The 26,881-nt window shown below is 60.2% G+C and carries 19 protein-coding genes; 11 read left to right on the plus strand and 8 right to left on the minus strand.

Annotated elements, in window-relative coordinates; translation table 11 throughout:
- Positions 1 to 54: 54 nt before the first annotated feature.
- Positions 55 to 1,020 carry a hypothetical protein gene (locus LGH74_RS14415; protein WP_226176742.1) on the minus strand — a complete coding sequence of 322 codons (966 nt, stop codon included), beginning with the start codon at positions 1,018 to 1,020 and terminating at the stop codon, positions 55 to 57.
- A gap of 250 nt (positions 1,021 to 1,270) precedes the next feature.
- On the opposite strand from LGH74_RS14415, the gene LGH74_RS14420 reads away from it, so the two are divergent.
- The 3 genes from LGH74_RS14420 to LGH74_RS14430 all read left to right on the plus strand — a co-directional run bounded on the left by LGH74_RS14420 (position 1,271) and on the right by LGH74_RS14430 (position 6,522).
- Entirely contained in the window at positions 1,271 to 3,493 is a 2,223-nt protein-coding gene (locus LGH74_RS14420; RefSeq protein WP_226176743.1) for a S9 family peptidase, read from the plus strand.
- 110 nt (positions 3,494 to 3,603) lie between these two features.
- On the plus strand, positions 3,604 to 5,088 hold the full coding sequence (locus LGH74_RS14425) for an energy transducer TonB (RefSeq protein WP_226176744.1): 1,485 nt from the start codon (positions 3,604 to 3,606) through the stop codon (positions 5,086 to 5,088).
- Between the two features lie 84 nt (positions 5,089 to 5,172).
- On the plus strand, positions 5,173 to 6,522 hold the full coding sequence (locus tag LGH74_RS14430) for a hypothetical protein (RefSeq protein ID WP_226176745.1): 1,350 nt from the start codon (positions 5,173 to 5,175) through the stop codon (positions 6,520 to 6,522).
- A 78-nt stretch (positions 6,523 to 6,600) separates the two neighbouring features.
- On the opposite strand, the gene LGH74_RS14435 is transcribed toward LGH74_RS14430, so the two are convergent.
- Positions 6,601 to 8,043: an aldehyde dehydrogenase gene (locus LGH74_RS14435; RefSeq protein ID WP_226176746.1), complete on the minus strand. Its 1,443-nt coding sequence runs from the start codon at positions 8,041 to 8,043 to the stop codon at positions 6,601 to 6,603.
- A gap of 213 nt (positions 8,044 to 8,256) precedes the next feature.
- Here LGH74_RS14435 and LGH74_RS14440 point away from each other — a divergent pair, with 213 nt between their 5' ends.
- On the plus strand, positions 8,257 to 9,996 hold the full coding sequence (locus LGH74_RS14440; RefSeq protein WP_226176747.1) for a DUF6311 domain-containing protein: 1,740 nt from the start codon (positions 8,257 to 8,259) through the stop codon (positions 9,994 to 9,996).
- Positions 9,997 to 10,053: 57 nt separating this feature from the next.
- On the opposite strand, the gene LGH74_RS14445 is transcribed toward LGH74_RS14440, so the two are convergent.
- From LGH74_RS14445 to LGH74_RS14460, 4 genes are all read right to left on the minus strand, one after another.
- Positions 10,054 to 11,010: a glycosyltransferase family 2 protein gene (locus LGH74_RS14445; RefSeq protein WP_226176748.1), complete on the minus strand. Its 957-nt coding sequence runs from the start codon at positions 11,008 to 11,010 to the stop codon at positions 10,054 to 10,056.
- A 42-nt stretch (positions 11,011 to 11,052) separates the two neighbouring features.
- On the minus strand, positions 11,053 to 11,802 hold the full coding sequence (locus LGH74_RS14450) for a class I SAM-dependent methyltransferase (protein ID WP_226176749.1): 750 nt from the start codon (positions 11,800 to 11,802) through the stop codon (positions 11,053 to 11,055).
- A 78-nt stretch (positions 11,803 to 11,880) separates the two neighbouring features.
- Positions 11,881 to 14,193: a DUF6311 domain-containing protein gene (locus LGH74_RS14455; protein ID WP_226176750.1), complete on the minus strand. Its 2,313-nt coding sequence runs from the start codon at positions 14,191 to 14,193 to the stop codon at positions 11,881 to 11,883.
- 152 nt (positions 14,194 to 14,345) lie between these two features.
- Positions 14,346 to 15,866 (minus strand): ArnT family glycosyltransferase, encoded by a 1,521-nt coding sequence (locus tag LGH74_RS14460; protein WP_226176752.1) that lies wholly within the window; start codon positions 15,864 to 15,866, stop codon positions 14,346 to 14,348.
- Positions 15,867 to 16,479: 613 nt separating this feature from the next.
- Between LGH74_RS14460 and LGH74_RS14465 the strand changes: the two genes are divergently transcribed.
- Positions 16,480 to 17,013 carry a hypothetical protein gene (locus LGH74_RS14465; protein ID WP_226176754.1) on the plus strand — a complete coding sequence of 178 codons (534 nt, stop codon included), beginning with the start codon at positions 16,480 to 16,482 and terminating at the stop codon, positions 17,011 to 17,013.
- 185 nt (positions 17,014 to 17,198) lie between these two features.
- The gene (locus tag LGH74_RS14470; RefSeq protein WP_226176756.1) at positions 17,199 to 18,641 is read left to right on the plus strand and encodes a hypothetical protein; all 1,443 of its coding nucleotides are present in this window, start codon (positions 17,199 to 17,201) and stop codon (positions 18,639 to 18,641) included.
- Between the two features lie 37 nt (positions 18,642 to 18,678).
- On the opposite strand, the gene LGH74_RS14475 is transcribed toward LGH74_RS14470, so the two are convergent.
- Entirely contained in the window at positions 18,679 to 19,470 is a 792-nt protein-coding gene (locus LGH74_RS14475) for an SDR family oxidoreductase (RefSeq protein ID WP_226176758.1), read from the minus strand.
- A gap of 189 nt (positions 19,471 to 19,659) precedes the next feature.
- Between LGH74_RS14475 and LGH74_RS14480 the strand changes: the two genes are divergently transcribed.
- From LGH74_RS14480 to LGH74_RS14500, 5 genes are all read left to right on the plus strand, one after another.
- On the plus strand, positions 19,660 to 20,193 hold the full coding sequence (locus LGH74_RS14480) for a 3-hydroxyanthranilate 3,4-dioxygenase (protein WP_226176760.1): 534 nt from the start codon (positions 19,660 to 19,662) through the stop codon (positions 20,191 to 20,193).
- A gap of 50 nt (positions 20,194 to 20,243) precedes the next feature.
- Positions 20,244 to 21,272 (plus strand): amidohydrolase family protein, encoded by a 1,029-nt coding sequence (locus tag LGH74_RS14485; RefSeq protein WP_226176762.1) that lies wholly within the window; start codon positions 20,244 to 20,246, stop codon positions 21,270 to 21,272.
- A gap of 138 nt (positions 21,273 to 21,410) precedes the next feature.
- Positions 21,411 to 22,694, plus strand: coding sequence for a kynureninase (kynU, locus tag LGH74_RS14490; RefSeq protein WP_226176765.1), 1,284 nt, complete (start codon positions 21,411 to 21,413; stop codon positions 22,692 to 22,694).
- Between the two features lie 74 nt (positions 22,695 to 22,768).
- On the plus strand, positions 22,769 to 23,464 hold the full coding sequence (locus LGH74_RS14495) for a hypothetical protein (protein ID WP_226176767.1): 696 nt from the start codon (positions 22,769 to 22,771) through the stop codon (positions 23,462 to 23,464).
- 2 nt (positions 23,465 to 23,466) lie between these two features.
- Positions 23,467 to 24,066, plus strand: coding sequence for an alpha-ketoglutarate-dependent dioxygenase AlkB family protein (locus LGH74_RS14500; RefSeq protein WP_226176769.1), 600 nt, complete (start codon positions 23,467 to 23,469; stop codon positions 24,064 to 24,066).
- Positions 24,067 to 24,116: 50 nt separating this feature from the next.
- Here LGH74_RS14500 and LGH74_RS14505 read toward each other — a convergent pair whose 3' ends face one another.
- Positions 24,117 to 26,846 carry a TonB-dependent receptor gene (locus LGH74_RS14505; protein WP_226176770.1) on the minus strand — a complete coding sequence of 910 codons (2,730 nt, stop codon included), beginning with the start codon at positions 26,844 to 26,846 and terminating at the stop codon, positions 24,117 to 24,119.
- Positions 26,847 to 26,881 lie beyond the last annotated feature (35 nt).

Here is a 26,881-nt window from a genome sequence, read left to right on the forward strand (position 1 = left end):
AAAAAAAGGGTGGTCTTGTCGAACAAGACCACCCTTTTTTGCTCAATACGGTAGCTATTTCGCAATCCGGATCTGCAGATCCACGGTCGGAGTAGGCGTGGTCTTAATATCGACTACCTGAATCAGACCGTATTTCTTGTCTTCGGTTTGAAAGGCAATAATCTGCTTTTCGCGCAAAGGCCCGGTGCTCGTGGCCGAAGGAGTTAGTACCTGATTGAAGAGCGTCGTAAAGCTGGCGGCGGTATTCGCATTGGCAAAGCTGGTGGAGTCGGAAAGAGGAAGCAGGCGCAGCTGGGTAGCTCGTTTCTTACTCCAGCTGCGGCCGAGCTTCAGTCTCAGCGTATCATCGGTGAGGGTTGACAGTGAGGGTGCGCCGGCAGCGGTAGGTAAGTAGATCAAATCAATCAGCTCCTGGGCTTCGGGATTCTTTCGAACTGTGACTTTAGGCAGGGCCAAGCCCGACAACAACGACAGGAAACTGCGGCTGGCCGCCGTTTGGGGGGCCTGGAGGCGCACGTTGTAGCGGTGGTAGACTAAGGCCGAATCGGCGGTGCGGAGCGTTAGGCGGTAGCTGCGGCTGGCCGTGCGCTGCTGGGTATCTTCAGCTTCAAAGCGCCACACTTCCCGGCCCGAAGTGGTGCGGGTGCCAAATGTAAACTGGTAAGCCAAGGCCGTAGTGGGCGCAGTAGTGCTGAAAGTCGTGTCCAGGTACACCAGCTTCTCTGATTGATCAGCCAGTTCGGTCGGGTCAAAAGTGGAGGTATACAGGATAGGATTCTTGTTGGGCTCGTAGCTGACGGTGATAAGCAACCGGCGCAAGGGGCTTTGCGCATCGGAGGCCTCAGCGTAGAGCCGCGTTGTGAGCGTATCGCCGGGCGAGGTGACGCTACGGTTGGCACTGACAAAGCGGGTGCTACCGACCAACTCCAGATACGGGCTGGGAGAGGAGTCGGAATCGGGCGAGCAGGCCGCCAACAGGCACACAGATACGGAAGCAACCAGAGGCAAACGAATACGCATAGAGAGCAAAGGTCGGAAGTGGCGGGCTAACTTGGCTGGCAGCTGCCAGAAAGATATCCGCAGCCTATAACGTGTGCCGTCCCCGATTCATACACCCCGTAGCCAAAAGACTGGGCGCCGCATAAATTTTCGGGTCGCGCGGGAAGGGCAGCGCAACTTCTGGCGGGCAACTTCGACTTTAGGGCCATCTTTCCGTGCGTATCTTTCGCGGCTGACATCCGACTCTTAGCCGCTCACTTTTCCCGCTTCTATGAATTTTCGCTTTCTCGGTCTGGCTTTCTTTCTGACTACTGCCAGCCCCGTGCTCCTGCCCGCTTCGGTCCCGATGGCCGTAGCCCAGCAAAAACAGAATATTACCCTCGAAGACATCTGGGCCAAAGGCACCTTTCAGGCCCGCTCGGTGCCCGGCTTCAACTGGATGCTGGACGGCCGCTACTACTCCTCACTCGATAATGGCGACCTAGTACAGCACGACGTGACGAGCGGCCAAGCCGTGCAAACCCTCGTGGCCGGCCAGGATTTGAAAGTAGACGGTAGCAGCCAGCCGCTGCCGGTAGAAGGCTACTCGTTTAACTCCGACGAGAAGAAAATTCTGTTCTGGACCGCCGAGGAGCCCATTTACCGCCGCAGTTCCCGGGCTACCTACTTCGTGTACGACCGGGCTGCGAAAAAGCTGACGCCGTTGAGTGCCGGCGGCAAGCAGAGCTACGCCACCTTCTCGCCCGATGGTAAGCGCGTGGCTTTCGTGCGCGACAACAACCTGTTCGTAACCGACCTGGCTACGATGCAGGAAAAAGCCGTGACCAACGACGGTGCGGCCAACAAGATCATCAACGGCTCGGCCGACTGGGTGTACGAGGAAGAATTTGAGTTTGCCCAGGCATTTTTCTGGTCGCCTGACTCGCGGCAGGTGGCTTTTTACACCTTCGACGAAAGCCAGGTGCCTGAGTATAACATGCAGATGTGGGGCGACTTGTACCCCAAAGACTACCGCTATAAGTACCCCAAAGCCGGCGAGAAAAACTCGGTGGTCAGCATCTCGGTGCACGATGTGGCGGCCGGCAAAACGACCAAGATGGACGTGGGGCCGGAAGCCGACCAGTACATTCCCCGCGTCATCTGGACCGAAACGCCGAACCTGCTCAGCATCCGGCGCCTGAACCGCCTGCAGAACAAGCTCGAAATCCTGCACGCCGACGCCACCAGCGGCAAAAGCCAGGTGGTGCTGACCGATTCCGACAAAGCCTACGTGGAGGTAAACGACGATTTGCGCTACCTCTCCGACGGCAAGCAGTTCCTGTTCAGCAGTGAAAAAGACGGATACCGCCACCTCTACCTCTATAACATGCAGGGCAAGCTGGTGCGCCAGCTCACGAAGGGTAACTGGGAAATAACCAGCATCGACGGCTTCGACGAAGACAAGGGCCTGGTGTACTACTCCAGCACCGAGGCCTCGCCCTTGCAGCGCCAGCTCTACCGCATCAACCTGAAGGGTAGCGGCAAAACGCGCCTGAGCGACGCGGCCCACGGCAACAACACCGTGAACCTGAGCCCCGACTGCAAGTATTTCCTCAACTACTTCTCGGCCGCCGGCGAGCCTACTACGGTGAGTGTGCGCACCGGCAAAGACGGCAAAGTGGTGAAAGTGCTGGAAGACAACGCCAAACTGCGCCAGACCCTGAGCCAGTACAACCTGGGTAAGCTGGAATTTATCAGCTTCAAAACCTCGGAAGGCGTGACCCTGAATGGCTCGATGCTGAAGCCCGCCAACTTCGACCCCAACAAGAAATACCCGGTGCTGATGTACGTGTACGGCGGCCCAGGCTCCCAGACGGTGAAGGACGATGTAGGTGGCGGCATTGCCCTTACCAACTACCTCTGGCACCAATTGCTGGCCGAGCAGGGCTATATCGTCGTGTCGGTGGATAACCGGGGCACGGGCGCCCGGGGTGCCGAGTTTAAGAAAAGCACCTACGCCAATCTGGGCAAGCTCGAAACCATCGACCAGGGCGAAAGCGCCAAGTACCTCGGCACGCTGCCCTACGTGGACAAGACGCGCATCGGCATCTGGGGCTGGAGCTTCGGGGGCTACATGACGGCCTTGGCCATGACCAAAAACGCCGACCTGTTTAAGATGGCCATTTCGGTGGCGCCCGTTACCAACTGGCGCTACTACGATTCGGTATACACCGAGCGGTTTTTGAAAACGCCCCAGGAAAACCCCGGCGGTTACGACGACAACTCACCCGTGCAGTTTGCCCAGCAGTTGAAGGGCAAGTACCTGCTCGTGCACGGCACCGGCGACGACAACGTGCACTTCCAGAACTCTACGGCCTGGGTCGATGCCATGGTAAAAGCCAACAAGGATTTCCAGTCGTTATACTACCCCAACCGCAACCACGGCATCTACGGGGGCAACACGCGGCTGCACTTATATCGGCAAATGACTGATTTCGTGCTGAAAAACCTGTAACTAGCCGGTGCTACGCACCGCTAAAATCAGTCTTAGCACGAGAAAATGCTGCCCGGCGGCGTTTCTTTCGGATAGTTTTCGCGTAGAGGGACTTTATGCGTATGCTCCGAATGAAACGCCGTCTGCTTTTTTACCCCTTGTTCCTGCTGGCTGCCGTGGGTTGTCAGAGCGAGAAATCCGCTCAATCGGAAACCAAGGCCCCCACTGAAATAGCCCCGGCTTTGGCCGATTCTCTGCCCGAAACTCCATCGTCCGGGGCCGTGGGCAGCCGCCGCGACTGGCACCGGCTGGGCCAGCGCACTAGCCGCACCGCGCCCCTCATCGTGTATAAGCGGGGCACGCTGCGGGCTCCCGGGGCTGATACGGCCGCCGCGCCACCCTCCGAGGCCCGCCTCCACGACCTGACGCTCAAGGCCAGCGAGTATTTCCAGATTGACCCTAGCCAGCCCGCTGAAGTGCACGGCCGCGAAGGTACCGTGGTCCGGATTCCGGCCGGGGTACTCGTCGACAGCCGCAACCAGCCCGCCGTCAAGCCCGTGTGGGTTGAGTTGAAGGAATGCTACAGCGTGGCCGATATGCTGCTTTCCAACCTGACGACGGTAACGCCTGAGGGCGAATTGCTCGAATCAGGCGGCATTGTGCTGGTGCGGGCTTCAGCGCAGGGGCAGCAGCTGCGGCTGGCGCCGGGGCAGGCGTTTCAGCTGGAAATGCCCGGTCCGGCTTCGCGCCGCAAAGAGCTGAAGCTGTTTTACGGGCAGGGCGGCCGGGGCGTGCAGCCCGTGCGCTGGGTAGCCGCCGGGCCCGCCGCCGAGCAGCCGCTAGCCACCAGAGCCGCCGCCACTGCCGACCAGATGCCCACCTACGGCAACGGTCCGGCCGACATCAACAAGCTGGTGCGCTACCCCCAAACAGCCGTTGAAAACAAAACCGAAGGCATCGTCTACGCCTCGTTTATGGTGAATGAAGCTGGCCAGGTCGAAGACCCGACGATTGTGCGCGGCATTGGGGGTGGCTGCGACGAGGAAGTACTACGGGTGCTGCGCCAAACCTCCGGCCACTGGACCCCCGCCCGTAGCGGTGGCCAATTGGTGAAGGTAAAAATGGTGCTGCCCATCCGGTTTTCGTTTCACGCCGGTCTGGCTAATTCCGCCGAAACGGCCACGGCTTCCACCGATTCGGTGGTGCCTGCTTCCATTGCCCGGCAAGCTGCCGAGGAGGAGCCCACCGACGAAGAAAATTCTGACCGGCGCGTGTATACCTGCAGCCGGTTGGGCTGGCTCAATGCCGATAAGCCCGTAGCGGCCGGTTCGCCAGTCGATTTTGCCGTGCCCGTGGATGTGGAACCCGGCACCACTATCCGGCTGGTATTCGAAGACTGCCTGACCATTGCCGAAGCCCAGCCCCAGGCCGAGGGCTACGCCTTCCAGCGGATTCCGGCCAACCGCAAAGTGCTGCTCATCGGACTCCAATACCGCAACGGTACCCCGTTTCTGGCTATGCGCCGCACCGTTACGGGGCAGGCGGCCTCCGAGGAACTGGTGTTTCAGGAAACCACGCTGGCTGAACTGGAGCGGGCAATGGAAAAAATCCAATAATATTGGCGGCTCTTTGCCAGACCTGATTTTCTGGCGGCCTGGTAGCTTTGCCGGGTTGCCTGTTACGCCTGCTGCCCGTTGCTCATGATTTCTCCCGGTGCGCCCCGTGCCACCAGTTCCGCGTTGTTGCTGGGCGGAAGCCTAGTCTTCGGGCTGGAAGTGCTGTTTTTCACCTATTGGCGCAATAGTCTGGGGCCCTACTGGAGTCCGGTGGTGCTGTATGCGCTGGGAGCAGCGCTGTGCCTCCTTGCAGCCCGCGCTGCGCTGGGCTACCGCTTTGCGTGGCCCGCCGTGGCTAGCCGACCAATACTTACCCGATTGGGTATAGGAGCGGTCCTCACAACCGTTAGCTGGCTGATAACGGCACCCGTTGTCCGCAAGCTCGTGGCCCGGGCCGATGTGGCTGATATTGGGGCCCGCTCCGATATTCTGCCCGCGCTGCAGGTTTACGTCACCCGCTTTCTGGGCCCCAAGGTCGTCTACGAGCCTATCACGCTGCTGGGCTACACGTTTCTGCCCAATTACCCGCCGCTGCAGTGGCTGCCTTTCGTGCCGGCCGAGGTGCTGGGCGTTGACTACCGGAGCTGGGCATTTGGGGGACTGTTGCTGGCGCTGCTGCTGGTGTACCAATGGCAGCTGGCCCGGTTGGCGCTGCCGCTGGGGGAGTGGCTGCTGAAGGCCGTGCTGCCGGTGCTGGTGCTGCACTTCGCTGTGCTCACCGACAAGCCAATGTTCACCTTCACCGTGGAAAGCCTAATTGTGGGCTTCTATTGCGTGCTGGCGGGTGGCATCCTCAGCAAAAGTCCGTGGCTCAAGGCCCTGGGGCTGGTGCTATGCTTACTCTCGCGCTTCTCACTGGCCTTGTGGGTACCACTCTACGGGCTGTTGCTGCTCTGGGAAAATCCGCGCCGGGGCTGGCTTACGGCGGGCCTCACGCTGGCCGGCGTGCTGCTCGTCTTCGGCCCTTTCCTGCTCCACGACCCGACCATTTTCCTGCGGGCTCAGCTCGAAAACCTCGGTATTGCCGAAGGCGAGTGGCAGCACATCGACCCCGTGGCGCCCGTAGCCGTGCCCATGCACCTGTTCAACGGCGTGGGTTTTGCGCCCTGGTTCTATGATTTGCCCGGGACTCTTACCGAGCGAATTACGCGGCTGCAGCTGGTGCATTTCGGGGCTTGCGTGGCGGTGGTAGTGCTGTGCGGTGGGCTGTTCTGGCGCTTCCGCCACCGCTTCGACCCGCGCCTGGCCGCCCTGCTCAGCCTGAAAGTGTACTTAGCTACCTTCTATGGCTTCCTGATTATACCCTACACTTATCTGGCTTCCGTGAGCCTGTTTACGTCACTGTTCGTGGTGCTGCTGCTTAGCCGCAAGGCGCCGTTTCTGCAGCCTTTCGCAGAGAGTGAAGCCAACCCGGCCGTAGCGCGAACTTTGTAGTTCGCGTACCAGAAAGAGTGTTGTTCAGCCACGCGAACTACAAAGTTCGCGCTACTGTGTACTGGCTCCGAACCTGTCTTATAGCTTCACGCACACGTTCTGGGGCTCGGTGAAGAAGCGCAGGGCTTCCAGCCCGCCTTCCCGGCCCACGCCCGAGTTTTTCATGCCCCCAAACGGCGTGCGCAGGTCGCGCAGCAGCCAGGTATTGACCCACACTACGCCGGCGTGCAGCTGGTGGGCCACGCGGTGGGCGCGGTCCAGGTCGCGGGTCCAGATGGTGGCTGAGAGGCCGTAATCGGTGCCGTTGGCCCAGGTCAGGGCTTCTTCCTCGGTATCGAAGGGCGTGAGTGTAACGACGGGGCCGAAGATTTCCTCCCGGTTGGTGCGGCAGTCGGGCGCCAAACCCTCGAACACAGTGGGCTGCAGGAAAAAGCCCTCGGCGCAGCGGCCCGGCACCTGCACGCGCTGCCCGCCGGCCAGCAGCACCCCGCCTTCCGACTTAGCCAGCTCGATGTAGGAAATAACTTTTTCCAGATGCGCCTCGCTTACCAGCGCACCCTGCCGGGAGCTTTCCAGCAGCGGGTCGCCCACGGTGAGGCCCGCCACCCGCGCCAGAAACGCCTGTTTGAACAGCTCGTAAATGCTGCGCTCAATGAAGATGCGCGAGCCGCACAGGCAAATCTGGCCCTGGTTGGCGAAGCTCGACTGGATACTGGTGCTTACGGCGGCGGCCAGGTCGCAGTCGGCAAAGATGAGGTTGGGGTTTTTGCCGCCCAGCTCCAGCGAGAGTTTCTTGAACATGGGCGCGGCGGTGCGGGCAATATGCTCGCCGGTTTTGGTGCCGCCCGTAAAACTGATGGCCTTCACCAGCGGGTGTTCGATAATAGCCTGCCCAGCGCGCGGTCCGGTGCCGTGCACGATGTTGAGCACGCCTGGCGGCAAGCCGGCTTCCTGGCACAGCTCGCCCAGCCAGTAGGCCGTGGCCGGCGTAATTTCCGAGGGCTTGGCCACCACGCAGTTGCCGGCAGCCAGGGCCGGCGCTATTTTCCAGGTGAAGAGGTAGAGCGGCAGGTTCCAGGGCGAAATGCAGCCCACCACACCGAGCGGGTGGCGCACGGTGTAGTTCAGCGCAAGGCCTTCTTGGAAGTGGCTTTCGGAGGAAAAATGGCTGATGCCGGTGCCGAAAAAAGCAAAATTGCTGGCCGCCCTTGGGATGTCTACGGTGCGGGCCAGGGCCACGGGCTTGCCGTTGTCTTGGCTTTCGGCCTGGGCCAGACGCTCCAGATTTTGCTCAATCAGCTCGGAAATGCGCACCAGCAGCCGGCCCCGCTTTTCGGCCGACATAGCTCGCCAAGCCGGAAAAGCGGCCTGCGCGGCGGCCACAGCCTGCTGCACGTCAGCCTCGTCGGAATCCGGAATCTGGCTGAATACCTGGCCGGTAGCCGGCTCTACGTTGTCGAGGTAGCGGCCGGCGGCGGGCGGCACAAACTGGCCGTTGATGAAATTCTGGAGCTGAAGCATGGAGCGGTGGGGGCTGGGCTATGTGCAAATCTAGCCATACTAAACCACTACTTTTGTCCTTCCGGCCCGGCCGTAATCTTCTCTTATGCAACTATCTTTTCTGGATGGCTACCCAATGCCGCGCGGTTTTGGGCTGGTATTGCCGGGGCCGGCCTTACTGTGGGCTCAGCTAGTGCTGATTTTCACGCCTGCCCCGGCTAACACGGCGAGCCGATGAAAGTGTCTGGAGTAAGGCTGGCAGGTTTGTTTCTGGTTTACAGTCTGCTGTTTGTGGCTTTCACCTGGCCGCTGGCTACGCATTTTACTACGAGCTTCGTAGGGCCGGGCGGGGGAGATGCCAACCAGTACGTCTGGAACGCCTACAACTTTCAGCAACAGGTAGCGGCCGGGCACAATCCGTGGTTTACGCCGCGGCTGCTATACCCGGTCGGTTCGTCGTTGGTGATGCACACCTACACACCCATTATGGGGCTGGCAAATGTGGTGCTGCGGCACAATATTCTGGCCGTAAACCTTTGTTTGTGGCTGAGCTTCACGCTGTCGGCGGTAGGGGCCTACCGGTTATGTGCCCGCTGGGTGACTAACCCGGTGCTGTGTTTGCTGGCCGGTGTGGCCTTTGCCTTCACGCCCTACAAGCTGGCGCATCTGCCCGAGCATTACCACCTGCTGCTTACGGCCCCGGCCCCGTTTTACATCTACGCGTTTCTGGAGGCCTTTTCCTTTGCACCCGGCCGACTCTGGCCCCGGGTGCGGCGCTGGAGTCAGGTTCTGCTGTGTGTCGTGCTGGGCCTGCTTACCTTGCTCAGCGACTATTACACGCTGTTTGGCCTGCTGTACTTTTCTGTCGGCTACGCGGCCTATTACACCCTGAGCATCGGCCGGATTTCGTGGCGGCGGCCCCGCACCTGGCTGGTTCTAACAGCTGTCTTTGTGGTAGGCCATATTGCCTCGCGCCTGCTAAAGCTGGCCGGTGTGCCCGACAACGACGGCTTCTGGTGGGGTGGCGACGTGGCCGGCTACTTACTGCCGCCGCTGAATAACCGCTGGCTGGGCACGCCCGCCACCGCCGCGCTGCAGCAGAGCGACATTTTCTCCATGCCCGGCTCCGTCGAAAACGTTATGTTTATGGGCTATGCGCTGCTTGTGGTGCTGGTGCTGAGTTTGTGCCTGCCCCGGCAGCGCCAGCAGGCCGTGGCCGAGCACCCCGAGTGGCAGCCGCTACCGGCGTTGCTGCTACTCTTTTTCCTGCTTACAATGCCTGAGCTGCAGATATTTGGAAAAAATATACTGCGCCTACCCACGGGGCTGCTGCACTTCGTGCCGTTTTTCAACAACATCCGCTGCCCCACCCGCCATGTGTCCTACGTGGCACTGCTGCTGCCACTGGTAGCCTTCGTGCCCCTCGACCGGTGGCTGCGCGCCCACTGGGCTTGGCGTAGCCAGCTAGCTGGCGCGGCGGTGCTGTTGCTAGTAGTTTTGGTTGAATACCAGCCGAATCCTATGCCGCTGCAAACCGTGGCGCAGGTGCCGCGCGTGTATCGCGAAGCTGCCAGCCTGCCCGGCGCGGGGCTATTTACTATTCCCTTTGGTCTGCTGGATGGCTACCGGCAGCTGGGCCGCGTGAATCCTGATGAGCTGTTTTACCAGACGTTTCACCATAAGGCTCTGTCCAGCGCCTACATTTCCCGGGTGCCGGCTGCTGCCTTCGCCAGCTTCGACCACGACCCGGTAGTCCACGCCCTGCTCACGGTGCAGACGCACCCCGACACCGTGCTGACGACTATTCCTACTTCGGCGCAGGTAGCGGTTTTTTTGCAGACCTACCAGCCGGCTGCCTTCGTCATCTACCCCGATTACCGCAATACGCCCGTGCACCGGCTGCTGCGGGAGCTGCTGCAGAGCCAAGGCTACCGGGAAGAGTCGGTTGACAATTACATCCGGCTACGGCGCTAACCAAAGCGGGCCTGAGCAGAAGTGCCGCTCAGGTCCGCCATTGCAATGCGCTAACTATTAGCGCGTCGGGAGCGGCTCGGTGTATTCGGCCACCGGAATGTTGGTGTCGGAGATGATATAGAGCGGCCGTTGGCGCACGTTGGCACTGAGGCGGGCAATGTACTCGCCGATGATGCCGACGGCAATCAGCTGTACGCCGCCCAGAAACAGGATGCTGACCATCAGCGACGCCCAGCCCGGCTCGTACTCGTGGCTCACGAAGCGGGCGTAGAGCGTGTAAACCATTACCAGAAAGGCCACACCCGACACCAGAAAGCCGCTGATGGTAGCCGCTTTCAGGGGGGCATCGGAAAAGCCGGTAATACCGTCCAGCGCCAGCTTGATCATCTTGCGGTAGGTGTAGCCCGTTTCGCCCCCAGCCCGCTCGGCCCGGTCATATTCGATAAACGTCTGACGGTAGCCGATCCACGAAATCTGACCCCGGATAAACTTATTCTGCTCCGGCATCATCTTCAGCGCCTCTACTACTTTGCGCGAAATAATGCGAAAGTCACCGGTATCGACGGGGATGGAAATGTTGGTAATGCTGGCCAGCAGGCGGTAGAATAGCTTGGCCGTGAGTTTCTTGGCGGCACTTTCGCCCTGGCGCGAGCGGCGCTTGGCATATACCACCTCGTAGCCTTCCTGCAGGCGCTGGTAGAGCTGCGGAATCAGCTCGGGTGGGTCCTGCAAGTCGGCATCGATGATGACCACGGCCTGCCCGGCGGCCAAGTCGAGGCCGGCCGTGACGGCAATCTGGTGGCCGAAGTTGCGGCTGAAATCGATGTAGCGCACGCGCGGGTCGCGGGCGGCCAGGTTTTGCACCAGCGCCAGCGACTTGTCGCGCGAGCCGTCGTTGATGAAGATGAACTCGTATTGCACGCCCATCGGATTCAGCACGCTGCCCAGGCGCGTGTAAAGGGCCGGGATGTTGGCTTCTTCGTTATAGATGGGAATAATGACGGAGAGGTCCACGAGGAAAGGGCAAAGTGGGAGAAGGGAAAGGCGGTAGCGGACTTAGGGCGTTTTGGTCGCCATTAGAAAGGCACTGATGCCTACGGGCAGACGAAAGCGCCGGAAAAAAAGATTTTCCACCCGCAATAGGTTCAGCAGGCTGCTGTTCAGAAAGCGGGGTAGCATTTCCAGGTCGCCGCTGGTGTGGGGCGCTTTGCGGTTGCTCCCAATGGCCCGCGTGAGCACCCGTACCATGGCAGCCGGCAAAAACAGCGTGGAATTCCAGTAGGAGGTGCGCTGCACCCGCAGCCCGGCCTGCTGCACCACCTGCTTCAGCTCGGGCACCGAATAGCGCCGGAAATGATAGTTCACGTCGTCGTGGCTGCTCCAGAGGGCGTTGAAGGCGGGCACGAAAAGCATGAGCTGGCCCTGGGGACGCAGCACCCGCTTCCACTCGCTGAGAGCTTGGTGCTGGTCATCGATATGTTCGAGCACGTCGGAGGCAATGACGAGGTCGAATGAGTTGTCCGGAAAAGTCAGCTGGGTGCCGTCCATCACGGCCACGTTGGTCAGGCCCCGGCTCTGGGCCACCCTGATGCCTGCCTCACTTACGTCGATGCCGCTCAGGTTCTGGTAGCCGGCCGCCCGTAGCGCCAGCAGCAAAGGCCCGCCCGAGCAGCCTATTTCCAGAATGCGGGCATCGAGGGGCAGGTTGAGTTGCCGAATCAGAGCAAATACTGCTTCGCGCCGGGCTACAAACCACCAATGCTGCTCTTCGAGCTGATGATAGGCTTGTTCGTAGGTTGGATGCACAGACTGAGAATTAATAAGAAAACAAAGATACAAACTAAACTATGTCGGCCCCGCCGCGCGGGCAGAGGCCGGCTGCACTCAGCGGCCCAGCGGGTAGCCGTTAAACACGGGTTGCTGCCGGGAGTCGTACCAATACACGTCAGTATTCAGGGGCCGGATCAGCAGGTCGTCGGCCAGCAGGTCGCGGTTGCCATACAGCACCTCAATGCGGTCTACGTCGGGCAGGGGCCGGAACACGACGCTCATGCGCAGCCAGTCGCCCTGAATTTCAGTGGCCAGTCGGCCGTCGGAAAATTGCTCGGCGACCTGGTTGCCTTTGCTGAACTGCTTGACTTTCAGAAACCCGTAACCATAGTCGAGCTTGCCGTTGATCCAGATGCTGGCATCGTAGCGGCCCGTGTCGGCGGGTGTTGGAAGAGGGCCATCATAGAGCATGGTAATGGTTTCGGCAGGCTCGTAGAGCGCACCTGGAGCCAGGCGGCCGCGCCGGTCGGGGCTTTGGTCGAACGACTCCCAGATGACCCCAAAGTTGGTGGTAGCATACAGGCCGTTGGGGCGCTTGGGTAGCGTGGGCAACAAGGTGGCGGCTTTGGCGCGCTCCTGCTCCAGGGTGGTAGCGGCCAGGGCGGCAATGGGCAGCTCATAGAGCGCAATGCCGTTTTCCTCTTGCAACAGCGGCTTGGCAATGCTGACCAAGCGCTGCTCCTGGGGCGTCAGGGCGTCGCCGGTAGCTACTATCAGCAGAATGGGCTTGTTGGAGGGAAACTGCTGCAACAGGGGCTTCTCCACCAGCGGGCTGCTCAGCAGCTGCACGTGGCGTAGGGCCTGCTCCACCGAAGGCCGCGACACGTAGGTCGACAGCTCGGGCAGGCCCATGGCCAGGGCCAGCTTGTGGGCGTGGTACACCGACGCGCCCGAGCCGCTTAGGTCAATCCGGTCGGTGCCTTTGTTCATGTAGGGCAGCGGCATCACGGCCTGAAAATCAGTGCCGGTTCGGTTGGCCCAGCTTAGCTTCTGGAGCAGCGTATCGTTGGGGTCCATGAAGGCCTGGGCTCCGGCACCTTGCTCGGCCGCTTTGGCTTTGGCCGAAATATTGATCCAGGCTTCAGTGGCCCAGAGCACCAATAGGAGCGGCAGCCACGGCAACGCCAATACCGGCACGCGGTGCTGCAATTGGTAACGCAGCAGCCGGTAGAGGTAATAGGCGGTGTACACGCTCAGGGCGTAGTAGAAAGGCCAGGCAAAACGCCCCAGCGCCCGGAACTGCTTCAGCGGGCCGAGGTAGTCAATCAGGTTGGCAAAGCCGGGGAAAATGAAGGGGACAGCAAAGGAAAAAAGCAGCAGCAGCGTGGCCGCCCACAGGCCGGTCTGGAGGGATTCGGGCAGGCTGCGGCCCAGCATGCGGCCGGGGTGCCGCCGCCGCTGCCACAGGCGAGCCAGCAGTAGCAGGCCCGATACGAGCAGCACCCCGGTGCACACCAGTCCCACGTACGACATCGACTCATAGCTGATTTCCTCCGTCGGGAAGATGGCTTGCCACAGGCCGTGGAAAGGCTCCAGGTAGGGCGTAAATACGCCCCGGGGCGTTGCCATGTACGTCAGAAAGCCATAGGGATTAGGTGGGCGGTCCGTCACGGTATCGGTAGCCCAGAGCCAGGTTCGCATCAGCACCAGTGGCAGAATGCCTGCTAAGGCCATGCGCCACAGCAACGCCAGAGGACGCGGCCGGCGCAGGGCCAGAACGGCTGCGTGCGCCAGCAAAAACAGGCAGCCGCAGGCCAGGAAGTACAGCATTATCAGGCCCATGAGCAGCGTGCTGACTATGAACAGCACGTACCAGCGCCACTGCCGGGGCGCTTCCTGCATCCGGATGATATAGTACCAGAGTAGCGGCACGAAGCAGGAATAGCTCAGCGACATATGGTCGCCGAGGCGCTGCAGCTGCGGCGACAGAAAGCCGATAATCAGAGCCAGTACCACCGCGTACCACACCGGCATGCGCATACGCCGCAGAATGGCGTAGAGAATAACGGGCGTGAAAAAGACGCTCAGCAAGGCCAGCACGTTTACGATGCCAATGGTGTGCCGAGCCGCCGGAATGCCCAGCTGCTGCAGGGTGCGAATGCTCCAGGCAATGAGCGGCTGCAGGTTGGGGTAGTTGAAGTTCTCGCCCGCCGGGTAGTTCATGCCGGAGAAATGCACGCCGGTATCGTAGAAGGCGTAGTAGGCCGTAGCAAAATAGCTCTGCAGCCCATCGCCGCCCGCCGCGAAGAAGTAGTCATCTGGGTTGGCCAGCACCGCCGAAAAGAGCACCAGCAGCAGCACCGCAGCCGCCAGGGCCACAGCGGCCATGCCCAGCCAGTGGAGCGTGTTGCGACGAGAAGAAATCATGCGAACAGTAAAAGAGAAAATAACCCGGAGAAACACCCGGTTAAAAGACAAAACCAGCGTCCGGGAGCAGTACCCACAAAGCCGCAGTCAAAACTACAGCATTGAGGCCATTGTCAACGAATAATAGATCAGGCAGCCAGCTGGCCACGGCTTTATTTGCGACCCTGAATCTGTAGGGCGGTGTACTGGTCCTGCTCGTACACTGGCACTGCCTGGTAGGCTGCCAGGAGTGTGTCGCGCATTTCTGGGCTGGCCACAATTACCTCCGTGCCGGGCTCAAACTGCTGAATGGCCTTGGGCAAAACAGGCACAATCTCAATTCCCCGGGTGCGGAAGGCGCTGATATAGAAAAGTAGCGTCGGGTGGTAGCCTTCGGGATACACTATATACACCTGCCGGAAATCGGGATGCTCACGCAGATAGCGGCGCAAGAATGAGCCGGCTCCCTTGTCTTCCGCCCAGGAAAAACTGTCGTGTCGCTGCGCAATAATGGTTTCAATTGTGACCTTATAGGGTAGAGCCACCAGGGCCAGCAGCAGCACCACGCCCGCCAGCGGCTGCCAGGGGCGGGTGGAGGCCGGCAGCCACTGGCGCACCCGCTGAAACACCGATTCCAGGGCCATGCCTATTATCCAGGCAAGAACGGGGTAGACCGGGGCCGGATACCATTCCAGCTTGGTTAGGGCGCTGGAAATAACCGTGAGCCAGCAGATGATAAAGAGCGTGAGCAGGAGCGTGAGCCACCGGAAAGCGGGGCGGGGGTCGAGGGCCAGCACCACCAGAGCCGGGAAAATCCAGTACGTCCAGGGGTCGAGCAGGTAGTCCCGCAGGCTTTCTAGGTAGATGTACCACGGGCCCGCGTGAGGGCCCAGAGCGGTGGAAAACCGCCCGCCCAACTCATTGAGTTTTACGGCTTCCCAGTAGCCGGGCAGCGCCGCTTCGCGCACCGCATAGAACAGGGCCGGTACGGCCAGGGCCGCTGCCAGCACCAGCCAGACCCGCGGCTGCCGGAGCAGCGTCAGCAGCTTGCCACGCAGGATAACATACAGCACCAGCGCCGGGCTACCCAGCAAAGCCGCCACGCCCTTGGTCATAATAGCGGCTGCCAGGGCAATGCCCCAGAGCACGAGGTAGCGGGGACGGTTGGTTTCCAGGTACTGAAAAAAGCAGGCCAAGCCCAGCACCAGCCACCAGATCAGCAGGGCGTCGTAGTCGCCGGTGCGGGCCACGTGCGGGGCCATGTAGCCCGGAATAGTAACCAGAATGAAGGCTGCCGCCAGGCCGGCTCCCAAGCTGCGCAGGGCGCGGGCACTGAAGCCGACCAGGAACAATACTGTAGCCAGTGCCGCCAGAGCCGACGGAATCCGGATGGCCAACTCCGTGGGGCCCAGCAGCCCAATCATGGCCGCCTGCAGCCAAACAAGCAGCGGCGGCTTCGTATTCCACAGATCGGGCTGCTGAACATAGGTGGTAATGAGCAGGTTGCCCGACTCGTACATTTCGTGCGCACTCAGGGCCATGCGGGCCTCATCCCAGGGCTGAATAGGAATACGATGCAGGTCGAAAACCAGCGGAAACAGGACAATGCCCAGCAGTAAGCCCAGTCCGAGCAGGCGCAAAATCTGCAGGGAGCGGGGTGGCCGGGTTGCTATTTTCGTATCAACTATAGACATGCCTGAAACGGTGACGTGATAAGCTAAAAGATGGTAAGGAAAGCAGGGTACGCAGATACTGGGTAAGAATGTCCCCACCCTGAGCGACTCTATCGTAGTGCCCGGCCGCCGAAAGCATTGGCGGAGTTGCAAAATCAGGGCGGGTACTGGGCCGGCCGTGCGCATCGGTAGCTCCAAATCCGGAGGCTATGCGCTGGGCGGCTATGAGCAGCGTAGAGCAGGCTGACTGAGCGGGCGGGTGCAACTGGGCAGGGGCAGGGTGAGAAGCAAAGATAACTAATAGCTTGGTGGGGAAAACCCGTTTATGGGTTTGAAAAAGCGGTGGTATTCGCAGACAGAGTATCCATTGGCGGCACTTCAGTACCCGGTAGCTTCCACCGACAGAATTATATCACCAGCCCGTCTTCGTAAGATACAGGGGAGGGCTTCGCTAAAAAGTGCTATCGGCACATAGCCGGCCAGCCGGGCGTAGGCGGCAGCTGGCTATATGTCGGAATTTGCGGCGCAGCAGTGATGCGGCCTACTATCTAAGGCTGAGAGAAATGCCCTCTGGAGCTTAGCTTGGTGTTGAAATTTGTTCTAATTTTGACCCGAATAAATCCTCCATACTTTTATGAAAAAACTGCTTTACGCCGTCTTTGCTCTGGGCGTAGTTGCCTGCGGTGATAACAAAAGCGAAATTCCAGCTAACCAGCTGGCCAAAAACGATTTTGAATCACTCGAAGGTTGGGTGGGTGGTATCCCAACCCCGTCGTTGACCACAGAGAAGGCTCATTCAGGCCGTTATTCCGTCAAAGTAGGACCTGCGGTTGAATACAGCCTGGGCTACTCGTCGCAGCTGGGGAAGCTCAGTGCCAACCGGGTTAAGAAAATCAAAATTCACGGCTGGGCCTTTTTGCCCGACAAGCAGTCGAATGCCATTATCGTAACGGAGATTAAAGACCCCGTAACCGGCAAAAACATCATATGGGATGGTCTGGAAATTGCCAAGCAGACCAAAACCGTCAACAAGTGGGTTGAGATTGAGAAGGTAATCGAAATACCTGCTACTGCGGCCTACACCTCGCTGCTGAACATCTACATGTGGCGTGGCAACAGCAACCAGAACATCTACCTCGACGACCTGGAAATCACTAGCGAAGGCTAGAAAATCATAGATACCCGAGCTAAGCGGGCAAAGAAGAAAGCGAATTGCCATTCGCCTTTTTCTTTGCCCGCTTAGGTTATAGCCCTACCCGGTGAGGCCCGCCGTGGGGCTCCGCCTGGTGTGTGGCGGTATTTTCCCGACGAGTCCTCTGTTACCAAGCGGGCCGTTTGCTATTCACTTTCGGTATGGTTGATTCTAAATCCTTACAAGGGCGCTGGTGGGAAAGCCGCAACAGCTGGCTGTGGTTTCTGCTGACCTTCGTGCTGTTTGCCGCGCACCTCTACACGTCCCGCTTCGAGGAACAGCGCTACGACGCGGAGTTCTACTGGCAGCTGGCCCGGGGTTTCGACGTGGATGGCGGCGGCAAATTCTCACTCTACAACTTCGATACCGCCCTGCGCGGCTACCTCTACCCACTACTGCACTACCCGGCGGCGGTACTGGTGCGGGAAATGTTCGACGGGCAGTCGGGTGGCGTGCTTAAGTTTTTCGGGGCGCTGTGGGCGGCCGCGCTGTTTGGCGTGGTGTGTCCGGCGCTGTGGGAAAAAGTGACGGGCCGGCCTGTGGGTAGCCTGCGCCGGCTGCTCTTTATTGTGGTGTGCTTCGTGCTGTGGCGCGACTATTTCAACTTCACGCTGACCGACTTTCCCAGCGTGCTGGCCCTGTTCACCGCGCTGCTGCTGCTGTACCGCTCTACGCGCTTCTTCTCCATCTTTGCCGCCGGGGCCTTAGTAGCGGCAGCTGTGTATATGCGGCCCATTTACCTGCTGAGTGTGCCGTTTGCAGTGGCGGTGCTGGTGCAGCAGCTCTGGGTGCGGCACCCAGCCGATACTACGGGCTGGCTGAAAGCAGTAGCTAGCCGACTGGTAGTCTTTGCCGCCGCTTTTCTGCTGGTTGGATTTCCGCAGTATTTGCTCAATACCAATAACTTCGACTCGAACAGCTACTTGGTGCTGGCCGAGGGTGCCGGTGATGTGGACAAGAAAGACCAGAGCCTGTACCTATTTCTGCTGCGCGAGGGAATCGGCCGGCAGCGCTACGAAACCAACATAGGCGTGGGGTACCCCAAACCGCAGGTTAGTTTCATGGACCCGGTGGGCAAAGCGCTGCTGGAAGAGGAAGGCATAAGTGACTTCGCCTCCTACGGTGACTATTTTTCCTTTGCCCTCCGGCACCCCATCGACATGGCCGGCCTCTACTTGCGCCATCTTTTCAATAGCCTCGATCTGCTGTATTCGGGCCCGTATATATACAACGTGTACCACCCTTCACTACTCAACGCAGTGGTGGTGTATTCTGTCTTGTTTGCCGCCCTGCTCGTCATCGTGCTGCGCATTCGGCGGCTCACGTTCGGGCACTGGGTCCTGCTCGCGGCCATCCTGATTACCAGCGTCGCCTCGGTACCGCTCATCGTAGAGTGCCGGTTTCTGATTCCGCTGCACCTGCTACTCTATGCGGTGGCTTGTTTTGGCTGGCCGGCGCAGTGGCAATGGCAAAGCACTAAGCTCTGGCAAAAGCTGGCCGTAGGGTTAAGCTATGGCCTGTTTCTGTGGCTGTGCTTCACACTTTCGGCCAATACGCAGGCCCAACTCGAAGTTAAGCAAGGTACCGTTCAACCCCAATCATAAAACGCAGCCGCCGGCCGGTTTTCTTGTGAGTGGCGGTTTACAAATTGCCAGTCCGGCCACCGTCTACCGGCACGTTGATGCCGTTGATGTAGCTCGCCGCCGGGGAAGCCAGAAACGCCACGGCCGCCGCTACTTCCTGGGCCTGCCCAAAGCGCCCGGCCGGAATGGTGCGCAGCATAGCCGCCTCAATCTGCTCCACCGTCTGGCCGGTTTGCTCTACTTTCTTGTCAATAAGCGAGGTGTGGCGCTGGGTAACGGTAGCGCCGGGTAGCACGTTATTCACCGTAATGCCGCTGCCACCCAGCTCGTTGGCCAGGGTTTTGGCCCAGTTCGCCACCGCCGCCCGAATCGTATTCGACACGCCCAGGCCCGCCAGCGGCTGCTTCACCGAGGTGCTGATAACGTTGATGATGCGCCCGTAGCCTCGCGCCTGCATACCCGGCACCACGGCCTGGGCCAGCAGGTGGTTGCATACCAAATGCTGCTCAAAAGCGGCCCGGAATGCCGCAACCGGCGCGGCCAGAATCGGCCCACCGGCCGGCCCGCCGGTGTTATTTACCAACGTGTGAAAGCCTTCGGGGTGGGCTGCCAGATAATCATGCAGGCGGGCGGCCAGCGTATCTGGGTCGTCGAAATCGGCCACGATGTAGTCGTGTGGCTGGCCGTGGGGGCGGGGTAGCTCAGCCACGGCCTTTTGCAGGGTTTCTTCGTTGCGGGCCAGCAACGTGACGGTGGCCCCGAGCTGCGCCAGCTCCTCGGCTACGGCGCGGCCGATGCCTTGAGTGCTGCCGCCCACGAGGGCGCGATGGGAAGTAAGGTCGAGATTCATGTGCTAAAAGTAGGGAATACTGGTTTTAAAGGCTTGGTGGCCGCAGTTGCGCGGTTTTGCGTAAGTTGGGCGACGAAAACGGTGAAGTTGTGAAAGGTGAATTTGTGAGTTTTTGCCTCACTAGCCCTGGCTCCCCGACTCATTTTCATCCTTCAGCTTCACAATTCCACAACTTCACAATTTCGCCTTATGCCCGTCTCGCGCCCTTTCAATTTCCAGAAATGGATAGATGAACACCGCCATTTGCTTAAGCCGCCGGTCGGTAATCAGCAGGTGTTCAAAGACAATAAAGACTTTATCGTGATGGTAGTGGGTGGCCCCAATGCCCGCAAAGACTACCATTACGACGAAGGCGAGGAGCTGTTTCTGCAGATTGAAGGCGACATCGTGGTCAAGATCATCGAGGACGGCAAGCCGGTAGATATTGAAATCAAGGCCGGGGAAATGTTTTTGTTGCCCGGCGGCGTGCCCCACTCGCCGCGGCGGCCAGCTGGCACCGTGGGCATGGTGCTGGAGCGCTACCGCACGGCCGGCGAGCTGGACGGCTTTCAGTGGTACTGCGAAAACTGTGGCACCAAGCTCTACGAGGAATTTGCCGAAATCACCGACATCGTGCAGCAGCTGCCGCCCATTATGAACCGCTTCTGGGCCTCGGAAGAAAAGCGCACCTGCTCGAACTGCGGCACCGTAATGGCCCCGCCCGCCCCCGTAAAGGCCGACTAACCCACGGCTTTTCCCTGTTTCACCCGCTTACCACCCGCAGCATCCCACCCGTGCTCAAGATTGATATTCACACCCACATTCTGCCCGAAACCTGGCCCGACCTGCGCGAGCGGTACGGCTACGGCGGCTTCATTCGGCTCGAACACCACAAGCCGTGCTGCGCCCGTATGATGCAGGATGATAAATTCTTCCGCGAAGTGCAGGACAACTGCTGGGACCCCCAAGTGCGCATGCGCGAGTACGACCAGTTTGGCGTCGACGTGCAGGTGCTCAGCACGGTGCCCGTCATGTTCAGCTACTGGGCCAAGCCCCACGACGCGCTGGATCTGAGCCGCCTGCTCAACGACCATATTGCCGGCGTGGTGGGCCGCTACCCCGACCGTTTCGTGGGCCTGGGCACCATTCCGCTGCAGGCTCCGGATCTGGCCATCAAAGAGCTGGAGCGCTGCGTGAAGGAGCTGGGGCTGGCCGGCGTCCAGATTGGCTCCCACGTCAACGACTGGAACCTCGACGCGCCCGAGCTGTTCGAGGTATTTGCCGCCGCCGAAGAGCTGGGCGCGGCCGTTTTCGTGCACCCCTGGGACATGATGGCCCAGCAAAAAATGCCCAAATACTGGCTGCCCTGGCTGGTGGGCATGCCCGCCGAAAGCACCCTGGCGCTCTGCTCACTGATATTTGGCGGCGTGCTGGAGCGCCTGCCCCGGCTGCGCGTGGCCGTGGCCCACGGCGGCGGCTCGTTTGCCTCCACCATCGGCCGCATCGAGCACGGCTTCCACGTGCGGCCCGACTTGTGTGCTGTCGATAACCCCGTGAATCCGCGCGATTACCTGGGCAAGTTCTGGGTCGATTCGCTGGTGCACGACCCGCTGATGCTGGAGTACCTGGTCAAAACCATCGGGGCCGACAAGATTGTGCTGGGCACCGACTACCCGTTCCCCTTAGGCGAGCTGGAACCCGGCCAGCTGATTGAGTCGATGCCGTACCCCGACGAAATGAAGGCCCGCATGCTCGGTTCCAACGCCCTAGAGTGGCTGGGGCTGCCCCAGCAGCACTTTGCTAAGCTGCTCGCCGCCAAGTAAGATTTGCCTCTACCTTTACAACTTCACCGGCTGTAGTTGGCGCGGTGCCGGCTCACGTTTATAGTGAGCCAGCCAAGCCCGCTGCCACTGCTATTTTTGCGCCGGCCTTGCGCCGCCTGTTGCCTGCTGTTTTCCGCTATGAATTTTCTGCCGACTCCCGAATTTGCTGCTGAACTTGATGCCCAGGACGCGCTGCGCGACTTCCGCAACCGGTTCCACATTCCGCTGACACCCGAAGGCCGGTCCACGGTGTACCTGTGCGGCAACTCGCTGGGGCTGCAGCCCAAAGCAGCCCGGGCAGCTGTGGAGGCTGAGTTCGAGAGCTGGGAAAAGCAGGGCGTGGAAGGTCATTTCCACGGTACGTCGCCTTGGATGCACTACCACGAAACCCTCACCGCCAGCACTGCCCGCCTGGTAGGAGCTAAGCCGGTGGAAGTAGTGGTGATGAACAATCTGACCACTAACCTGCACCTGCTGCTGATTTCCTTTTACCGGCCCACGGCCATGCGCTACAAGGTACTCATGGAAGGCGGTGCTTTTCCTTCCGACCAGTACGCGCTAGAGTCGCAGGTGCGAATGCACGGGCTGGCGCCCGAGGAAGCCATTGTGGAGCTGGTGCCGCGCCCCGGCGAGCATACGCTGCGCTCCGAGGATATCCTGGCCAAGATTCAGGAGCTGGGCAACACGTTGGCTACGGTTATTATCGGCGGAGTGAACTACTACACCGGCCAGGCCTTCGATATGGCCGCCATTACCCAGGCCGGCCACGCCGTGGGCGCTACCGTGGGCTTCGATTTGGCTCACGCGGCCGGCAACCTCAAGCTGGCGCTGCACGACTGGGACGTGGATTTTGCCTGCTGGTGCTCCTACAAATACCTCAATTCAGGCCCCGGCGGCACATCCGGCGTCTTCGTGCACGAGCGGTTTGCCAACCGGCCCGACCTGCCGCGCCTGGCCGGCTGGTGGGGCCACGACCCTTCCGACCGGTTCCAGATGAAGAAAGGCTTCCGGCCCATGACCGGGGCGGCCGGCTGGCAGCTTTCCAACGCCCAGATCTTCCCGATGGCCATTCACCGCGCCGCTTTGGGCCTCGTGGATGAGGCCGGCGGCATGGCCGCTTTGCGCCAGAAAAGTGAGTTGCTTACGGCCTACCTGGAGTTTCTGGTGCGCAATCTGGATTTGCCCCGCGAAATGCTGGAAATCATTACCCCCGCCGACCCCGCCGCCCGGGGCTGTCAGCTCTCCATGCTGGTGCACCACAACGGCCGGCAGCTGTTCGACTTCTTGGCCGCGGCCGGCATCATTGCCGACTGGCGCGAGCCCAACGTCATCCGGCTGGCGCCGGTGCCGCTCTACAACTCGTTCGGGGATGTGCAGCGCGCTGGGCAGGTGCTGGCCGAGTGGGCCGGAAAAGCCAAATAGTTGTTCATTTTTTCTGATCGGCTTTACGTAAGTATAGCCAATACCTTCGATTACGCTTTCCTTTCCTCTAAGTCATGGCTGAAGAATACGCGGATAAAATGGCCCGCAAAACCGACGCCGAGCTGCGCCAGTACGTAACGGGCCGCGCCCAGTACCGCGACGATGCCGTACTGGCCGCCTTCGACGAACTGGCCCGGCGTGGTCAGCCCCACCCCGACGATGCCCTAGTGCGCCCCGAGCTGGAAGCCGTGGTGCAGGCCCAGGCCGAGGCAGCCCGCGAAGCGGAAGCCCGGCAGCTGGCCGAGCGCGACGCCACCGCCGAGGAATTGCCCGCTACGGCGCCGGAACTGTATTCTCAGGGTACTATTGCGCTGTTCTCGATTCTGCCCACCTCCATGATTGGCGGCGGCGTGCTGCTGGGCCTGAATCTGCTCCGGCTGGGCCGGAAGCGGGCTTTAGTGGGCCTGGGCCTGTTTATGCTCGTGTATCTGCTAGTAGCCGCCAACGTTATTACCTACATGCTGATTCAGGGGCTCAACCCGTTTCTGGGCAGCCTGCTGTTCAACGTGCCCGCCGTCATCGTGTACCTGCGCTGGTTCTGGCCGCGCTATGTGCACACTGAACACTACCGCAGCCGGGGCGTTATTATTCCCATCCTGGTAAGCTTTGCCCTGATCTGGGGCTTGCGCCAAGCGCTGCCCTACTTGATTAAGCAGCAACCCAAGGCCGTGCAGAAGGAAATGGAGCAGATTATGAAAGAGCAGCGGTAGCCGTGGCCCTTACTGCGTTGGCGCTGCCCCGGGCCGAAGTGCTGCTGGAACCCAATTTCCTGCCGGTTGACACTGCCGAAGCCCTGCTCCGGGAGCTGACTGATACCATTGCGTGGCGACAGGAGTCGATTAAGCTATTCGGCAAAGCCGTGCCCCAGCCCCGCCTCACCGCCTGGCACGGCGACCCGGCCGCGCACTACTCCTATTCGGGGCTGAGCTGGCAGCCCCAGCCCTGGACGCCGGCTTTGCAAATGCTTCGTAACCAGGTCGAAGCCGCTACGGGAACCCGTTTCAACAGCGTATTGCTCAACCTCTACCGCACCGGCCAGGATAGTATGGGCTGGCACGCCGACGATGAGCCCGAACTGGGTGACGAGCCCGTTATTGCCTCCGTGAGTCTGGGGGCTACGCGCCGATTTCGTCTCAAGCCCCGCCACACCGAGCTGACCCCGCACGAGCCCGTTACGCTGGAGCTGACCTCGGGCAGCCTGCTCGTGATGCGCGGCCCTACCCAGCGGCACTGGCTGCACGCTGTGCCCAAAACGGTGCAGCTGGTCGGACCCCGTCTCAACCTGACCTTTCGCCGGATCATTATTTCATAAAAAAAGGCTCCCCAATTGCTGGGGAGCCTTTTTTAAAGCGGTAGTGCTGTCTACTTAATGTCAATCAGCAGGCCGGCGAAGATGAGGCGGCCGATGTTTGGGCCCCCGTACACCTGGGTGTTGTTGGCGTCCAGCAGGTTCGAGCCACCCACCTGGATGGTGGTGAAAAACTTCGGAATAACGTAGCCTACGTAGGCATCCACGGCGCTGTAGTCATCAAGGGTACCCACGGCGAAGGGCATTTCGTAGAGGTGGCCCTGCGCCCAACGGTAATTTACCGAGTAGTTGAAGTGTTTTGCTACCAAGCCGTTGGCCCCGATGTTGTACTTGTGCTTGGGCGTGTTGAAGAACGACTGAAAGCCCTCCGGTAGCTTGTCTTCGTTAATCAGATTCAGCGAGTAGTTGGCCGTGATGGTCAGGGGCCGAATTACGTTGTAGCTCATGCCCAACGCGGCACCCTGGGTTTGCACTTCCTGGCGGGCATTGGTCCACACCTGCAGAATGCGGGTATTACCTGCGCCAGCCGTCTGCAGCGTAGCTGCATTGGCACCAAGTTGCTGGGCCGTAGGACGGCTGCCGTCCCGGTTGCCCACGAAGCGCTGAGCCCCGATGAAGTCGTTGTAGTAGCTGCGGAAGTAGTTCACATCCACCACGATTTTGTCGTTAAACGTGCCTTTGTAGCCTACCTCGTAGGTACCCAGGCGCTCCAGCTTCAGGGGCGCAGCGGTATACTCGTACTGCGTCAGCACTGCGGGGTTCGACTGAGCTGCCCCGATAACCTGGGCATTGGCTGCCGCCAGCGTGTAGCCCTGGAAGCCGCCGCCTACGTTGCCCAGCAGCAGTACCTGACCGATATCGATGCGGACGTACTGATCGAGCTGGGTGGGCGAGCGGAAAGCACGACCAAACGAAGCGCGGAAGTTGTGCTGCTTATTTTCGCCCGCCGAGTATACGGCCGAAGCGCGAGGCGAGAAGGCCGGGCTGAAGTTCTTAAAGTCATCTACGCGGCCAGCCAGAGCCAGCTTTAGTCGGTCGCCCAGCAGAGTCTGGGTCAATTGGGCGTAGCCACCCAGCTCGTGGTTTTGGATACGCTCGTTGTCGTCGGAGAAGAAGTTGCCGTTCGAGCCCAGGCGGAATTTCCGATAAGCAGCGCCCACAATCAGGCTGGTGGTTTCTGAAATGGTGAAGTTGTATTGGGCGTTGCCTTCGTTGAGGTAGGAACTGGGGCTAAGCTTGGCGCCCAAACCCGGCCGCGGGTCGTTGATGATGCGGCTGCGCAGGTCGCCGAAGCGCGCACTATTGGGGTCCAGCTGGGTGTTGTTGGCCTGAGTCTGGGCAAACGCATGTGCCTGTTCCACCGTCTGGCCCTGGGCGCGGGCACCTTTGTAAGCGGCGTTGTAGGTACCGAAATACTGGTCTACGTAGCGCACCGAGCTGCCTTCGGCCACCGGCGAGGTCTGGATAAACGAGCCCAGGAAGGTCAGATCGTAGGAGTTACCCCCGAAATCCTGCACCGACTGGCCGCGCAAAAACCACTTGCTGCCCTTGATTTCGCCGTGCAGTTGGTTGATGCCAAAGTCGCGCAGGCGGTAGCGGCTGGCGCTCTGATAGCTGGCCGTGCCGCGCGAGTAAGCGTAGCCCACGGTCATTTTTACGTTGTCGGTCAACAGGTACGAAATGCTGGGGTGCACCTTCACGGCCTTGGTCTGCTTGTCATCGGCAATCAGGGTCGACTCGGTGAAGCCCGGCATAAACACCGTTTTGCCTACCAACTCCGGCGATACGCCGCCGGGGAAAGCCTGGGTGCTGCTGAAGGTATTGCCTACGTCGCCGTAGCGGTTCACGGCGTTGTAGCCCAGCGGTGAGCCGGCCGCATTATTGGCTCGCTCAATTAGGGGGCTGGTGGCCGAATAGTTGTTGGCCAGCCAGTCGTTGGCCGTCGTGTAGGAGCCCACTACTTTAAAAGCGAATTTTTCTCCCAACTTCTGTGCGTAACGCAGCTGCCCGTCGAAGTAACTCCGCTCGCCGCCGCGCACCCGCACGTTCAACCCTTCACTCACGAAGGGGTCTTTCGAGTTCAGCAGGAGTACGCCGTTGAAGGCATTGGCTCCGTAGAGCGCCGAAGCCGGGCCGTGAATGATTTCCACGCTTTCCACGTCCAGCTCGGGCAGGCCCGTCAGGTTGCCCCCGTTCAGGTTCAGGCTGGGGCTTTGGGTATCGAAGTAGTCGGTCAGCTGAATCAGGCGCTCCGACTTGGCCGAGTTGAAGCCGCGGGTACTAATTGAGTTCATCAGCAGACTGCTGCTGTTCACGTCGATGCCCTTGTACTGGCTCAGGCCACCCTGCAAATCGGCCGTCGTGATACGCTCCACTTGCTGGGCGTTCAGCTTTTCTACCGTCACCGGAGCCTGCAGAATGCCTTCTTCTACCCGGGAGGCCGAGGCAATTACTTCGCTGGTCAGTACTGAGTTTACTTTCAGCTGCACTTTCACGGCCGCGTCGGGCTGCTGCAGGGTTATTTCGCGGCTCTCGTAGCCCACAAACGACACCGACAGCACTACCGGCGGCGTGCTGAAGTCGGCCCGCAGCTGGAATTTGCCTTCCCGGTCGGTGCTGCTACCAATAAAGGTGCCTTTGACAAATACCGTAGCGCCGGGCAGGGCCTCGCCGGTTTCCGTTTGTACTACTCCGCTGACCGTAACGTCGTCCTGAGCCCAGGCAACGGTACGCGTAAGAAAGAGGCAAAACAGAAGAAGCAGAAAACTGTAGGGTTTTCTCATAAAAAAGAGTGCAATAAGGTGGAGAGTTCGGAATT

This window comes from Hymenobacter lucidus, assembly GCF_020447265.1.
Lineage (GTDB): Bacteria > Bacteroidota > Bacteroidia > Cytophagales > Hymenobacteraceae > Hymenobacter > Hymenobacter lucidus.